This is a genomic window from Mesorhizobium sp. M0698 (assembly GCF_040320455.1).
GTDB lineage: Bacteria > Pseudomonadota > Alphaproteobacteria > Rhizobiales > Rhizobiaceae > Mesorhizobium.
Window position 1 is genome coordinate 427,737 of sequence record NZ_JAMYPQ010000002.1, and the last position, 13,409, is coordinate 441,145.

The window sequence follows — 13,409 nt, forward strand, 5'->3', positions numbered from 1 at the left end:
CGCGCTGGGCAAATATCGTAAAGGCTGCGCTGGCACCCCGCGCGGCCTCCACCGCCGGCACTGGCTTCCTTCATCCAGGGATGCTAACCAGCGGTCGGCATTCTCCCGCTTCGTCTAATGGTAGGACAGCGCCCTTTGAAGGCGTGAATCGTGGTTCGAGCCCATGAGCGGGAACCAGCCGGCGAACCGGATCGGCCAGATCGGCGGCGGCTTTTGATGCAGAAGACGTTATCGCCCGAGCTTGCTCGCGGCGCGTGCCAAGGCTTCGATCTCGTCCCATTTGCCGGCCTTGACCAGCTCGTCCGGCGCCACCCAGGAACCGCCGACGCAGATGACGTTGGGCAGGCTGAGGTAGTCGGCGGCGTTCTTGCCGGTGATACCGCCGGTCGGGCAGAATTTCACGTCGGCAAGCGGCGAGGCGAAAGCCTTGAGCGAGGCAATGCCGCCCGACTGTTCGGCCGGGAAGAATTTCAGAAAGCGCAGACCGGCTTCGCGGGCGGCCATGACCTCTCCCGGCGTGATGGCACCGGGCAGCAACGGCACGTCGCTGTCCTTGGCTGCCGCGAGAAGCTCGCGGGTGATGCCGGGGCTGACGATGAACTTCGAACCGGCGGCCGCCGCCTCGCCGAACTGGCGGGCGTCCAGGATGGTGCCGGCGCCGACGACCGCGTCTTCGACCTCGCCTGCCACCCGGCGGATCGCCTCCAGCGCGTCGGCGGTGCGCAGCGTGATCTCGATCACCGGCAGGCCACCGCTGGCCAGCGCCCGGGCCAGCGGCACCGCGTCGGCAGGATTGGCGATCTTCAGCACCGGTATGACCGGCTGGCCGTTGAGGAGCGACAGGAGCTTTTCGGTCGTGCTGGGCATTCGTCGTCTCTCCTCTGTTGATCAAGTCGACCGGTTAGCAGAAGGCGGTTTTTCTGTCCACGAAACGCGGCGTGTCGCGATGTCACGCGTGGTGTTCGAAACCTTCCGCGATCAGACCGCTCCCGGCTCTGCCTTGATCCGGCTGTCGTGAGCGTTTAGTGGCTTGGTGATGACACTTCCCAGCCAAGCCTTCCGCGTTGCCGCGCTTTACCGCTTCGCCCGGCTCGACACCTTCGAGGCGCTGCGCGCGCCGCTCGCCGCCTTCTGCTGCGCACGCGGCATCAAAGGCACGCTGCTGTTGGCGCGTGAGGGCATCAACGGCACGGTCGCCGGCAGTGAAACGGCAATCGCCGCGCTCATCGATCATCTCGAATCCATCGACGGTCTCGCCGGCCTCGAGATCAAATACAGCAGCGCCGCAACGATGCCGTTCCACCGCATGAAGGTGCGGTTGAAGCGCGAGATCGTCACCATGGGCGTGGACAATATCGATCCGGCGGCAGGTGCAGGCACCTATGTTGCGCCGGCCGACTGGAATGCACTGATCTCGGATACGGGTACCATCGTCATCGACACGCGCAACGCCTACGAGGTGTCGCTCGGCACCTTCAAGGGCGCTGTCGATCCTACCACCAACAGCTTCCGCGAATTCCCGGCCTGGGTCGAGCAGCATCGGCATGAGCTCGAGGGGCGCAAGGTCGCCATGTTCTGCACCGGCGGCATACGCTGCGAGAAGGCGACGGCCTATGTGAAGTCGCTCGGCTTCGAGGATGTGTTCCACCTCAAGGGCGGCATTCTGAGATATCTCGAGGACGTCCCCGCCGAACAGAGCCTGTGGCAAGGCGAATGCTTCGTTTTCGACGAGCGCGTTTCGGTATCGCACGGGCTGCTCAAAGGCGACGCCGAACTCTGCCGCGCCTGCCGGCATCCGCTGGCCGCAGAAGACCGGCTGTCGCCGGAATATGCCACCGGCATCTCATGCCCGCATTGCTTCGATGCCAGCTCGGACGAGGATCGCGCCCGCTACGCCGAGCGCCAGCGCCAGGTCGAGCTGGCGCAAGCGCGCGGCGATCGTCACATCGGAAGTTAGCTTCACGTTAAGCAACTTCACGTCAAGCAACAGAGAAACGATCGATGACCCACAGCCATGTCCCGTCATTCTGCCGGCGCGCGACCTCGGTGGTGATGGTGCCATCGGGAAGCCGGGTCGAGGTGAGCGCCAGGTCGCCATTGACGACAGCCGGGCGCTGATCTCCGGACTGAAATTTTCGGCCGGTTGCCGTGATCTCCGCGAACAGCCCCCGGATGGCTTCGCGGCCGAACGTCAGTTGTCCGCCACCGCTGTCGATGACGGCATGCTGCTCGAAAAGCGCTGCCATGCCGTCAATGTCTCCGATCCATTGCCGTGAAATCAGCAGGCGCTCCAGTTCCTGGGGATCGCGTGCCGGCTGGCGGTCTGTCTCATCGGTCATGCCAGGCTCCTCTCAAGCGACATGCCGCGACATTAGTCGAAGTCGGGGGCGGTTTCGACACGTCCAATGTCCAGAGCGTCGCGTGTTTTTGGGCACGGAAGGAGGCTGCAGCACTTTAATTTCCGCGTGAAATCCCAGCAGATGTCGGTGCGAGGTCATGCGTGGCAGCGGGCAAAACGATGCACCCCGTCATTGTAATGTCAAACTGCGGGACCTAGGTCTTCGACGTGCAAACCTGCCCGCGCACCTTCGGCCGGGCCAATTCTGGAGGCATAGATGTTCGATCCCAAGAAGCTCCTCGACGATCTGCTCGGCTCGCAAATTCCCGGCACCGGATCGACCGTCCGCGACAAGGCCGGGCAGGCGGTGCAGATGGCCAAGGACAATCCGCTTGCCGCCGGTGCGCTGGCCGCGGTGCTGCTCGGAACCGGCCCCGGCCGCCAGGTCACCGGTGCGGCGGTGAAGCTTGGTGGGTTGGCTGCGATCGGCGGCCTCGCCTACAAGGCCTACCAGAACTACAAGAACGGCAACGCGCCGGCCGAGACGCAAGCTGCAGGCGAACCGGAATTGCTGCCGCCGCCGGCCGATACCGCCTTCCATCCGTCGCAAGCGCCGCAGGGCGAAGACGAATTCACGCTGACGCTGGTCAGGGCGATGATCTCGGCGGCGAAGGCCGACGGCCACGTCGATGACGAAGAGCGGCAGAAGATCGCCGGCAAGCTCAGCCTCGCCGGCGTCGGCGCCGAAGCGGAGAAATTCCTGATGTCGGAACTCGAGGCGCCGCTCGATCTGGATGTGCTGATCGCCGGCGCCAAGACCGATGCGCAAAAGCTGGAACTCTACACCGCCTCGCGTCTTGCCATCGATCCGGACACGCGGGCCGAACGCGGCTATCTCGACCTGCTTGCCGGCCGTCTCGGCCTGCCGGATGCGCTGGTCGACCATGTCGAGGCGACGGTGGCGGCGGCGAAGGTGCCGGCAGCGGGCAGCACGGCCAAGCCGGTCGCAGGCTCGCGCTGGTAGCTCGAAGAGGAAGCCTCGGAGCTCGGCGCCGTTGGCGTTAGCTTCTCGTTAATCCGGGGGGCGCATGATTCAGGCAGTCGGATCGGCTTTCCTCCTCCCAAGCCCGGTTCGGATCAGGGGCGGTCGCCAATGGCCGCCCTTTTTGTAGCACGAGCCGTTGCGCCGGCTTGCCATGGTTCCCGTCATTTGCGATGCCTCGTCCCTTTCAGGGAGTACAGCCATGACCGACTCTAAAACCGCCATCGTAACCGGCGCCGGCACGGGCATCGGCAAAAGCGTCGCCACGGCGCTGCTCAAGGCCGGCTGGAACACGGTCTTCTGCGGTCGCCGCAAGCCGGTGCTGGAGGATGCGATCGCCGCGGCCGGGCCGACGCAGGCCAAGGCATTGGCCTTCGCCTGCGACATCAGCAAGGCCGATCAGGTCGACGATCTGTTCGAGACGGTGGCGGCGGCTTTCGGGCGCGTCGACCTGCTCTTCAACAATGCCGGCACGAGCTACAAATCGACGTTGATCGACGACATCCCGGTCGACGTGTGGAACGACATCGTCGGGGTCAATCTCACCGGCTCGTTCCTGTGCGCCCGCGCCGCCTTTGGCGCCATGCGCAGGCAGCGGCCGATGGGTGGCCGCATCATCAACAACGGCTCGGTGTCGGCCTACGCGCCGCGGCCGGGCTCTGTGCCTTATACCGCGACCAAGCACGCCATTACCGGACTGACCAAGACGCTGGCGCTGGACGGCAGGCCCTTCGACATTGCTTGCGGCCAGATCGACATCGGCAACGCCTTGACCGACATGGCGCAAGCGATGACGGTCGGTGTGCCGCAGGCCAATGGCTCCATCGCCGCCGAAGCGGTGATGGACGTCGAGCGCGTCGCCGATGCCGTCCTCCATATGGCCAGCCTGCCGCTCGACGCCAACGTCCTGTTCATGACCGTGATGGCGACGAAGATGCCATTTGTCGGGCGAGGCTAAATTAGTCTCAACCCGGTCCTAAATCAGGGCCGGGTGACCGGAAGCGGCACGCCGGGTAAATATAGCGAAATCGGGCGGATTTCGTAGACGGCGGTCGGATTGACGCGGCGAAGGTCGCGCGCAATGTCGATGGCGGCGTCACGGTTGGCGCAGTCGACGACATAGAGCCCCAGCAATTGTTCCTTGGTCTCGGCAAAGGGGCCGTCGATAACCATTCCGGTGCCTGGCCCGCGCAAGGTGCAGGCGTCTTGTGTCGCGCCGAGCCGGGCCGCCGGCCCAAGGGTGCCTTGCCGGTAGAGCCGATCGTTGATCTGGAGAAGATCGGTCATCAGCGCCGCATCCTGCTCAGGCGTCAGTGCCGTAATCGCTTCTTCCTCGTGATAGGCAAGAATGGCATAGAACATCTGGCTTCTCCTTTCGTCGTCCTCACTTCGCCAGGAACGCCTCGATCCGCTCCAGCGCACGCAGGATGTTCTCCTCGGAATTGGCGTAGGACAGCCTGACATAGCCTTCGCCGAGAATGCCGAAATCGGGGCCGCCGATCAGCGCCACGCCGGCATCCTCGAGCAGCGCCGAGGCGAGCTTCTTAGCCTTCCAGCCGGTCTTGGAAACATTGGGGAAGGCATAGAAGGCGCCTTTCGGCGTAATGCAGGAAACGCCGGGCAAGGCATTCAACCCCTCGACCACGACCTTCCTGCGGCGGTCGAAGGCGCGCATCATCTTGTCGACATCGTCCTGCGGGCCGTCGATGGCGGCTATGCCGGCATACTGGCTCGGTGCGTTGACGCAGGACCAGCAATTGACCGCCAGCTTGCGCACCTTGTCGTAGAGATGCGCGCCCTTGTCTCCGTTCGGCCAGATCGACCAGCCCATGCGCCAGCCGGTCATCGCCCAGGTCTTCGACCAGCCGTTGAGCACGATCAGCCGGTCACGGATTTCGGGGAAGGCGAGCAACGAGCAATGCGTCTCGCCGTCATAGGTCATCACGTCGTAGATCTCGTCGGAGAGGATGGCGACGTCCGGGTGCGCTTGCAGCCCCCTGACCAGCTTTTCGATCTCGGGGCGCGGCGTGACCCCGCCGGTCGGATTGGCCGGCGAGTTGAGGATCAGCAGCCTGGTCTTCGGCGTGATCAGCGCCAGTGTCTCCGCGGCCGAAAAGGCAAAGCCGTTCTCCTCGCGCATCGGCACCGGGATGGGGGCAGCACCGGTGAACTCGATCATCGAGCGGTAGATCGGAAAGCCAGGATCGGGATAGAGGATTTCGGCGCCCGGCTCGCCGAACATCAGGATCGCCGCGAACATGGTCGGCTTGCCGCCGGGCAGGATCATCACCGCTTCCGGCGAGACTTCGACGCCGGTGGTGGCGAGTGTGCGGCGTACCACCGCTTCGCGCGTCGCCAGCAGTCCGTTGGCCGGCGTATAGCCGTGATGGCCATCGCGCAGCGCCTTGATCGCGGCCTCGACGATGTGCTGCGGCGTCTTGAAGTCGGGCTGGCCGATGCCGAGATTGACGATGTCGCGGCCCTGGTGGGCAAGTGCCGTGGCACGCGCCAGCACCGCGAACGCATTTTCCTCGCCGAGGCGGTCGAAGGCCGAAATCGTGTGGAGCATTTTTCCCGTCCGTGTGGTTCTTTCAGCGAGCGTGCGTTTTTGTGAGCGTCCGCCCGCAAAAGTCAAACGGATTGGAGTTTTCGGTGTCGGAAAATCTCAAGAATTGGCAACCGCGCCCGCGGCCCGAACGCAAGGTGCTGGAGGGGCGAACTGTCAGGCTGGAGCCGCTCAACGCCGAAAAGCACGGCGACGGCCTGTTTGAGGCCTCGTCGGTGGCCGATGTCGACGGCCGCTTTGCCTGGCTGCCAGACTACCCGCCGGAGAGCCGCGCCGCCTTCCAGCCATGGCTGGACAAGGCGGAAGCCAGCGAAGACCCGCTGTTCTTCACGGTCATCGACAAGGCCAGCGGCAAGGTCGCCGGGCGCCAGACGCTGATGCGCATCGACGCCACCTACGGCGTCATTGAGATCGGCAACATCTATTGGGGCCCGCTGATCTCGCGAAAGCCGGCGGCGACGGAAGCGCAGTTCCTGTTCATGAAGTACGTCTTCGACGAGCTTGGCTACCGCCGCTACGAATGGAAATGCAATAACCGCAACGAGCCGTCGAAGCGCGCGGCGGAACGTTTCGGCTTCAAGTTCGAAGGCATTTTCCGTCAGCATCTTGTGGTCAAGGGCGAAAACCGCGATACCGCGTGGTATTCGATCATCGACAAGGAATGGCCTGATCTGCGCAGAGCCTATGAGGCGTGGCTCGATCCGGCCAATTTCGACAGAGATGGCCAGCAGAAGCGGCGGCTCGAGGATTTTCGCGCCGAGTTCGGCGCCTGACCATGATCCCGAAAAGTGGAATCCGGTTTTCGGATAAGATCATGGTCAAATAGAAAGATAGAGCCTCCATCCCGAGTCTGCCGGGATGGACCAGGCTCTAGCAGGAGCTCATAGATGGCGCATACCCACGACCATGCTGCGCAGGGCCACGACCACAGTCACGGTGCTGGGCATGTGCACGGCTCGACCGACAAGAAGCGCGTGCTGATCGCTGCCTGCCTGACCGCCGGCTTCATGGTCGCGGAGACGCTGGGCGCCATCTTCACCGGTTCACTGGCGCTGCTGGCGGATGCCGGCCATATGCTTGCCGATTGCGTCGCGCTCGGCCTTGCCTGGTATGCCTTCCATCTTGCGGGCAGGCCGGCGACCGTGCGCCTCACCTACGGCTTCGGCCGGGTCAAGACGCTGGTCGCCTACACCAACGGCATCGCCATCTTCGCCATCGCGCTGTGGATCGTCTACGAGGCTTGGGGCCGCTTGCAAGCGCCGGCTCCGGTGCTCGGCGGGCCGATGCTGGTCGTCGCGATTGCCGGCCTGCTGGTCAATCTCGGCTCGTTCTACGTGCTGCATGGCGGCGACCGCGATAGCCTGAACATGCGCGGCGCCATCCTGCATGTGCTCGGCGACCTGCTCGGCTCGGCAGCGGCGATCGTCGCGGCGCTGGTGATCCTGGCGACGGGCTGGACGCCCATCGATCCGATCCTGTCGATCCTGGTCGCGCTGCTGATCCTGTCCACGGCCTGGTCGCTGATGCGCGAGGCAGCTCACGTCCTGCTCGAGGGCGTGCCGGCAAGCCTCGACCGCGACCTGATCGCGAGGGATATCGAAGGCTCGATCAAGGGCGTGCGCGAGGTGCATCACATGCATGTCTGGTCGCTCGACGGCTCCAGCAACATGGCGACATTGCATGCCTGCCTCAATGACGGCGTCGACGCGCATATGGCGGTAAGCGCGATCAAGAAGCGGCTTGCGGCGGAACATGGCATAGCCCATGCCACGGTCGAACCGGAATTCGGCCAATGTGCAGACAGACATGAGCATGATGACGAGCACGAGCATGCGCATGACACGGCACCGCACCGCGGCCATTATCACTGACTTCGGGAGTTCTGGGCATTGGCAACGATCGACATGAACTCTCGCCACCCTGGCGCCGCGTGATGGACCGCGACACCCGCAACGCGGCGATCGGCGCCGCCTGGATTTTGCTGCTGTTCGGCATCGCAGCCTATTATCTTCCAACCGTGATGCTGGCGGTCGGCAAGGTCTCGACGGTTCTTGCCGGCGTTGTCGCGGCGATCTTCATGGTGGCAATCTTCGTCGTGTTCTGGCTGCGTAGCCGCAGCCAGCGCAAAAAGGGAAAGTGACATGCGCATTCTGATTACCGGCGCGGCAGGCATGGTCGGCCGCAAACTCATCGCCAGGTTGGCCAAGGACGGGACGCTCGGCGGCCGCAAGATCGTCGCGCTCGATCTTCACGATATCGTGCCGCCGCAAGCGCCGGTGCTCGAAGGTGTCAGCATTACCCTCCACACCGGCGACCTTGCCGCACCGGGAGCGACCGCAAATCTGGTCGCGCCGCGCCCCGACGTGATCTTTCATCTCGCCGGCGTGGTGTCGGGCGAGGCGGAGGCCAATTTCGATCTCGGCTACCGCGTCAATCTCGACGGCACAAGGGCGCTGTTCGATGCCATAAGGCTGGCGGGGTTTTCCCCGCGCGTCGTCTTCACCTCGTCGATCGCCGTGTTCGGCGCACCGTTTCCCGACGTCATTCCGGACGAGTTCCACCCGACGCCGCTGACCTCCTATGGCACGCAGAAGCTGATCGGCGAGGCGCTGCTTGCCGACTATACGCGGCGCGGTTTCTTCGACGGCATCGGCATCAGGCTGCCGACCATCTGCGTCAGGCCGGGAAAGCCGAACAAGGCGGCCTCGGGCTTCTTCTCCGGCATCATCCGCGAGCCGCTGAGCGGCCATGAAGCAATCCTGCCGGTGCCGCGCTCGGTCGTCCACACACACGCCAGCCCGCGTTCGGCGGTGAATTTCCTGATCCATGCGGCTCAGATCGACGGTGCCGCCGTCGGACCGCGCCGCAACCTGACGATGCCGGGCGTCGCCGTCACCGTCGGCGAACAGATCGAAGCGCTGGAACGTGTCGCCGGCGCTAAGGCGGTCAAACTGATCCGCGAGGAGCCCGACGAGACGATCTGGGCGATCGTCAAGGGCTGGCCGACGCGCTTCGAGGCGCGGCGCTCGAGGGAGCTTGGCTTTGCCGCCGAAACGAGCTTCGACGAGATCATCCGCGTCCATATCGAGGACGAGTTGGGGGGGAACATTTAAGGTGGCGCCGTCCTCTCCCTTCTCCCCTTGTGGGAGAAGGTGGATTGGCGCGTAGCGCCAAGACGGTTGAGGGGTGCTGGACGAAGCGCTGTTGGCGCCAAGCTGGAACACCCCTCATCCGTCGCCTTCGGCGACACCTTCTCCCACAAGGGGAGAAGGGAGAGCCGCGCCTCTGGGCGTCAGGCGCCGGTCAGGCTGGCCGAGAGCAGCAGCAGGCCGAACAGGAAGACGAAGGCGGCGCCGCCGATCTCGACGAAGGAATGGATGCGGTTGCCCATGCGGCCATCGCCGGCGAAATACACCGCCCAGTTCTTCGCGGTCACCGCAAGCGTCGCCAGGGCCGAGACGGTGATTGCGGTGCCGAGCGCCATGGCCAGCACCGAAAGGATGCCGCCGAACCACAGCCCATTCAGTAAGGCGAAGCTCAGCACGATCAGCGCGCCTGAACAGGGGCGGATACCGACGGCAGCCACCGCCGACCAGGCCGTGCGCCAATCGAAGCGATCACCGGAAAGCAGCGCCGGGTCGGGCGCATGCGAGTGTCCGCAGGTGTCGCAGACTTCGCCAGCCGCGTGGCTGTGGTGATCGTGCGCAGCATGGGCGTGGTCGTGGGCGCCGTGATCGTGATGGTCATGCGCATGGTCGTGATCGTCATGTGCATGAAGCGCGTGGGAATGTGCCGCATGGGCATGCGCGGAATGCGCATGGCCGGCATCTGAATGGCCGGCATGGGCGGCCGAGAGGCTGTAGCCGGGATTTGCGCCGAACAGGCGCAGGATGGCCGGGCCGGCCTTGCGCCACAGCAGCCAGGCGCCGAACAGAGTGACGAAGACATAGCTCATGATTTCGAGGAACCATGCGGCGTCTGTCATCGAGACAGCAGTGCCGCGCAGCAAGAAATAGGCGACCAGCATCACCACGATCGCGGTCAGCGCCTGCAGCAGGGCCGAGACGAAGGACAGCATGATGCCGCGCCGGAGCGCCACTTCATTGGCCACCATGTAGGAAGAGATCACCGCCTTGCCGTGACCGGGGCCGGCGGCGTGGAAAATGCCATAGGCAAAGGACAGGCCGATGAGCAGCCACAACTTGCTGCCGTCCTGGCGCATCGCCTTCATCGCGCCGGCAAGCGCATGATAGAATTCCTGCTGGCGCAGATTGATCCACATCAGGATGTGGGCGAACGGGCCGGTGGCGGTTGGAGCCATGCCGTCATTGGTGCCGATGCCGAGTGAACTCTGGGCGTGGGCGGAGCCGAGAAAGTGCGTCATCACAAAGGCGACGGCCAGAAGGCCGATGGCCAAACGCAGGGACGGTTTCGTCACTGGATCTATCCTTCCGGCTGACAGGTCAGTTCGAGCTTGGTGGCGAAGATCTTGCTCATGTCGGTGCCCGTCGGATCATTGAAGAAGGCATCGGTCAGGGTCTTCTGGTTCTCGGCGATCGCCTCGTCCGGGTTTGGGCGGACAACCTTGCTGGTGCAGGTCGGCGGCAACCCATCGACCTGCAGATTAGCATCCTCGGTGAAATCGATCGCGGTGTAGAAGGTCGGGTCGTAGACGCCGATATCTATCTTGCCGCTCAGTCTGATCGGCACCTTCGGTTCAGATTCAAACAGGATGATCAACTGATCATTGTCGAAATTGGCCATCAAATGCGGCGGCGGGGTCATTGCCACGTCCTTGCCGTCGACAGTGACGAGCTGGAAGTAATTGAACTCGGCAAGCGAGGCATGGACGGTGTCGGCAACATCCTTCAACTCCTTGTCATCGAGTTTCAGGTCGGAATTCTTGTCGAACTCCATCATCACCGTGCTCGAAAACAGATCGTCGAAGCGCCAGAGATGGCGCAATGCCTTCACGGTTTGGTGATCCGGGCCGAGGACCACTTCGAGGCGGGCTTCGGCGAAGACGTGGGGATGCACCTCAGCCGGTCCGACGGCGGCAAACGTCGCGGTCAAGGCCGAAGCCAGCATCATTGCTTGCTGTTTCAGGTGCATTCTCGGTCGCGATTCAATCGGCTTCGGTGAATTGCCGACAGTTACCAGAAAGCGGGCGAAAATGGGACCGCAAGGCGGCTGAAAGCTCATGCGTTGTCCAGCGCCTTGAACCACTGCACCAGGAAATCGACAAAGACGCGAACTTTTGCAGGCAGATAGCGCCGGTGCGGATAGACGGCAAAAATGCCGCCGCCGGGCAGTATGCGGTCATCCAGCGCAGTCACCAGCTTGCCGCTTTCGATGTCGGGCGCGGCGATGAAATCCGGCAGGATGGAAAATCCCAATCCAGCCACGGCGGCCGCCCTTGCCGCCATCGGGCTGTTGACCTCGATGGGGCCGGAAACCGAAACGCTCACCGTATCGCTGCTGTCGCCCCTGAACGGCCAGTTGGTGAGCCAGCGGCCATTGGTGTCGATGATGCAAGGCACGCGGGCAAGGTCTTGCGCCCTGACCGGCATGCCGTGCTTGGCGATCAGCTCGGGAGACGCGCAAAGCCGTACCGAAAATGGCGCCAGCCGTCTCGCAATCAGCGAGGAATTTTCCAGCCGCGAAATGCGCACCGCCAGATCGAAGCCCTCCTCGACCAGATCGACGAAACGGTCGTCGAGATGAATGTCGAGCACGATGTCGGGATGCTGCTTGGCGAAGTCGATCAGCGACTGGCCGATCGGCGCGTCGGCAAAGGTACGCGGCGCCGACAGCTTGATCCTGCCGCGCACGTCGCCGGAGGATTCGCGCACCGCATCGGCAAGGCTGTCGACCTCGCGCACGATCTCCGAGGCGCGCCGGTAGTAGGTGTGGCCGGCCTCGGTCAGGGAGAACTGCCTGGTGGTCCGGTTGAGCAGCAGCGCGCCGAGTTCGTCCTCCAGCTCGCGCACATATTTCGACAATAGCGCCTTCGAGCGGCCGATCTTGCGCGCCGCCGCCGAAAAGCCTTCGGCCTCGACGACATCGATGAAGGCACGCATGCGGGTCAGCGTATCCATGTCATGCGCCTCCTTGGGGGGCTGAAAGGATGCGGGCGGCCAGCGCAATCAGCTGCCGGTCGCTGTTCTTCGGACCGAGCAGCGAAAGGCCGAACGGCGCCCCGCCGACCTTGCCGAGCGGCAGCGTGATTTGCGGAAAACCGGACAGGCCGGAAAGACACAGCAATCTCAGCGCGCGCTCGCGATAGATCTGCAAATCATCAAATAATTCGGCCTTGAGCGGCGCGGCACCCGGAGCGGTCGGAAGCACAAGAACGCCGTCCTCGCCAAGCAGGTCGGTAAGCTCGAGGCGAAACGAAACGCGACGTTCCGTTTCGTGCTGCGCGGTTGCCGGGCCGACGGTCGCGCCATGCTCGAAGCGCTCCTTGACGCCGGGTCCCAGCATGCGGTCGCCGCCGGCGATCCAGGCGCCGTGGCTTTGCCAGGCTTCATAGCCTTGCAGCTTGCGGAAGCACCAATAAAGATCGTCGGTGGAATGCGACAGCGGGCCAACGCTGCGCGGCGCGCCCAGCACCGAAGCGACACTGCGGACCATGGCGCGATATTCCTCGGCCTCCAGCGGGCCGAGCACGAGGCTGTCCAGCGCGTCGAGGGCAAGAGGGCGTACCAGTTCGTGGCGGTGCGGATCGTCGCCGAGCAGCACCGTGCCGACCTTTTCGTAGGTGACGATATCCCTGGCAAACCAGCCGAACGTGTCCAGCGAAGGCGCCAGCGGCATGGCGCCGTCGAGCGAAATGCGGCCATGCGTGGTCCTGAGGCCGATCAGGCCGCAGAAGCTTGCCGGCGCACGGATCGAGCCGCCGGTGTCGGAGCCGGTGGCGATATCGGCCAGCCCGCCGGCGACTGCAGAAGCAGAACCCGAGGACGAGCCGCCGGTGACGCGGTCGGGTGCCGCCGGATTGATCGGCGATGGGAAATGCGCGTTCAGCCCCAGCAGGGAAAAGGCGAGTTCGTCGGTCTGCGTCTTGCCGACGAAGCGGGCGCCCGAATCAAGCAGCGTCTGGACGGCCGGCGCGGTGGCCGTGGCCGGCGAGGCTTCGCGGTATTTCTGCGGATTGCCGCAACCGGTGCGGTACCCGGCGACGTCGAAGATATCCTTGACGGCCAACCGCAAGCCGGCAAGCGGGCCGGATTGCGCATTGGTAACAGGGACTTGATCAAGATCTAGAAAAGCGTTCAGCGGGCCGCGAGTGCCTGTCATGCGTTCGATATCCGGGTGTGCTTGCCGCAGCATTGTTCTTCTGGTCCCGCAGCATTGTTCGATGCCACAAATTTTACAACCTGCGATACGATTTTTATTGATTGTGAAATCTTTCGATCTTATATCGCGCTTGCCCAAAGTCGCACGTGCCTGTGGGTGTCCGC

At 63.9% G+C, this 13,409-nt stretch carries 16 protein-coding genes and 1 tRNA gene; 9 read left to right on the forward strand and 8 right to left on the reverse strand.

The features are described 5' to 3' along the window. Positions 1-103: 103 nt before the first annotated feature. A tRNA-Gln gene (locus NKI16_RS06690) sits at positions 104-177 on the forward strand. A gap of 51 nt (positions 178-228) precedes the next feature. On the opposite strand, the gene NKI16_RS06695 is transcribed toward NKI16_RS06690, so the two are convergent. After that, a complete protein-coding gene (locus tag NKI16_RS06695) occupies positions 229-867 on the reverse strand; it encodes a 2-dehydro-3-deoxy-phosphogluconate aldolase (RefSeq protein WP_352448209.1) in 639 nt (212 codons plus the stop codon). Between NKI16_RS06695 and NKI16_RS06700 the strand changes: the two genes are divergently transcribed. Together NKI16_RS06700 and trhO are read left to right on the forward strand one after the other, a co-directional pair. Beyond that, positions 857-1,018 carry a hypothetical protein gene (locus NKI16_RS06700; RefSeq protein ID WP_352588071.1) on the forward strand — a complete coding sequence of 54 codons (162 nt, stop codon included), beginning with the start codon at positions 857-859 and terminating at the stop codon, positions 1,016-1,018. The genes NKI16_RS06695 and NKI16_RS06700 overlap by 11 nt on opposite strands. A gap of 18 nt (positions 1,019-1,036) precedes the next feature. Next, positions 1,037-1,957 carry an oxygen-dependent tRNA uridine(34) hydroxylase TrhO gene (gene trhO / locus NKI16_RS06705; protein WP_502897567.1) on the forward strand — a complete coding sequence of 307 codons (921 nt, stop codon included), beginning with the start codon at positions 1,037-1,039 and terminating at the stop codon, positions 1,955-1,957. 22 nt (positions 1,958-1,979) lie between these two features. On the opposite strand, the gene NKI16_RS06710 is transcribed toward trhO, so the two are convergent. Beyond that, complete coding sequence (locus tag NKI16_RS06710) at positions 1,980-2,339, reverse strand: YybH family protein (RefSeq protein ID WP_352620402.1); 360 nt, start codon at positions 2,337-2,339, stop codon at positions 1,980-1,982. A 276-nt stretch (positions 2,340-2,615) separates the two neighbouring features. Here NKI16_RS06710 and NKI16_RS06715 point away from each other — a divergent pair, with 276 nt between their 5' ends. Beyond that, positions 2,616-3,362, forward strand: coding sequence for a tellurite resistance TerB family protein (locus tag NKI16_RS06715; protein WP_352620404.1), 747 nt, complete (start codon positions 2,616-2,618; stop codon positions 3,360-3,362). Between the two features lie 220 nt (positions 3,363-3,582). Beyond that, positions 3,583-4,338 carry an SDR family oxidoreductase gene (locus NKI16_RS06720; protein ID WP_352588059.1) on the forward strand — a complete coding sequence of 252 codons (756 nt, stop codon included), beginning with the start codon at positions 3,583-3,585 and terminating at the stop codon, positions 4,336-4,338. A gap of 23 nt (positions 4,339-4,361) precedes the next feature. Here NKI16_RS06720 and NKI16_RS06725 read toward each other — a convergent pair whose 3' ends face one another. After that, complete coding sequence (locus NKI16_RS06725; protein WP_254816974.1) at positions 4,362-4,742, reverse strand: YciI family protein; 381 nt, start codon at positions 4,740-4,742, stop codon at positions 4,362-4,364. A 22-nt stretch (positions 4,743-4,764) separates the two neighbouring features. After that, entirely contained in the window at positions 4,765-5,949 is a 1,185-nt protein-coding gene (locus tag NKI16_RS06730; RefSeq protein ID WP_352783277.1) for a pyridoxal phosphate-dependent aminotransferase, read from the reverse strand. A gap of 83 nt (positions 5,950-6,032) precedes the next feature. On the opposite strand from NKI16_RS06730, the gene NKI16_RS06735 reads away from it, so the two are divergent. From NKI16_RS06735 to denD, 4 genes are all read left to right on the forward strand, one after another. Then, entirely contained in the window at positions 6,033-6,719 is a 687-nt protein-coding gene (locus tag NKI16_RS06735; RefSeq protein WP_352783274.1) for a GNAT family N-acetyltransferase, read from the forward strand. Between the two features lie 114 nt (positions 6,720-6,833). Further along, positions 6,834-7,817: a cation diffusion facilitator family transporter gene (locus NKI16_RS06740; RefSeq protein ID WP_352783272.1), complete on the forward strand. Its 984-nt coding sequence runs from the start codon at positions 6,834-6,836 to the stop codon at positions 7,815-7,817. A gap of 62 nt (positions 7,818-7,879) precedes the next feature. Next, positions 7,880-8,086, forward strand: a complete 207-nt coding sequence (locus NKI16_RS06745) for a hypothetical protein (RefSeq protein ID WP_031211377.1) — start codon at positions 7,880-7,882, stop codon at positions 8,084-8,086. A 1-nt stretch (position 8,087) separates the two neighbouring features. Beyond that, complete coding sequence (denD, locus tag NKI16_RS06750) at positions 8,088-9,059, forward strand: D-erythronate dehydrogenase (protein ID WP_352783269.1); 972 nt, start codon at positions 8,088-8,090, stop codon at positions 9,057-9,059. A 179-nt stretch (positions 9,060-9,238) separates the two neighbouring features. Here denD and NKI16_RS06755 read toward each other — a convergent pair whose 3' ends face one another. From NKI16_RS06755 to NKI16_RS06770, 4 genes are all read right to left on the reverse strand, one after another. Then, on the reverse strand, positions 9,239-10,393 hold the full coding sequence (locus NKI16_RS06755) for a nickel/cobalt transporter (RefSeq protein WP_352783503.1): 1,155 nt from the start codon (positions 10,391-10,393) through the stop codon (positions 9,239-9,241). Then, the gene (locus NKI16_RS06760) at positions 10,390-11,058 is read right to left on the reverse strand and encodes a DUF1007 family protein (RefSeq protein WP_352783494.1); all 669 of its coding nucleotides are present in this window, start codon (positions 11,056-11,058) and stop codon (positions 10,390-10,392) included. The genes NKI16_RS06755 and NKI16_RS06760 overlap by 4 nt, the downstream gene beginning before the upstream one ends. 86 nt (positions 11,059-11,144) lie before the next feature. Next, positions 11,145-12,044: a LysR family transcriptional regulator gene (locus NKI16_RS06765; RefSeq protein ID WP_352783491.1), complete on the reverse strand. Its 900-nt coding sequence runs from the start codon at positions 12,042-12,044 to the stop codon at positions 11,145-11,147. 1 nt (position 12,045) lies between these two features. Continuing rightward, complete coding sequence (locus NKI16_RS06770) at positions 12,046-13,245, reverse strand: amidase (protein ID WP_352644135.1); 1,200 nt, start codon at positions 13,243-13,245, stop codon at positions 12,046-12,048. Between the last annotated feature and the right edge of the window lie 164 nt (positions 13,246-13,409).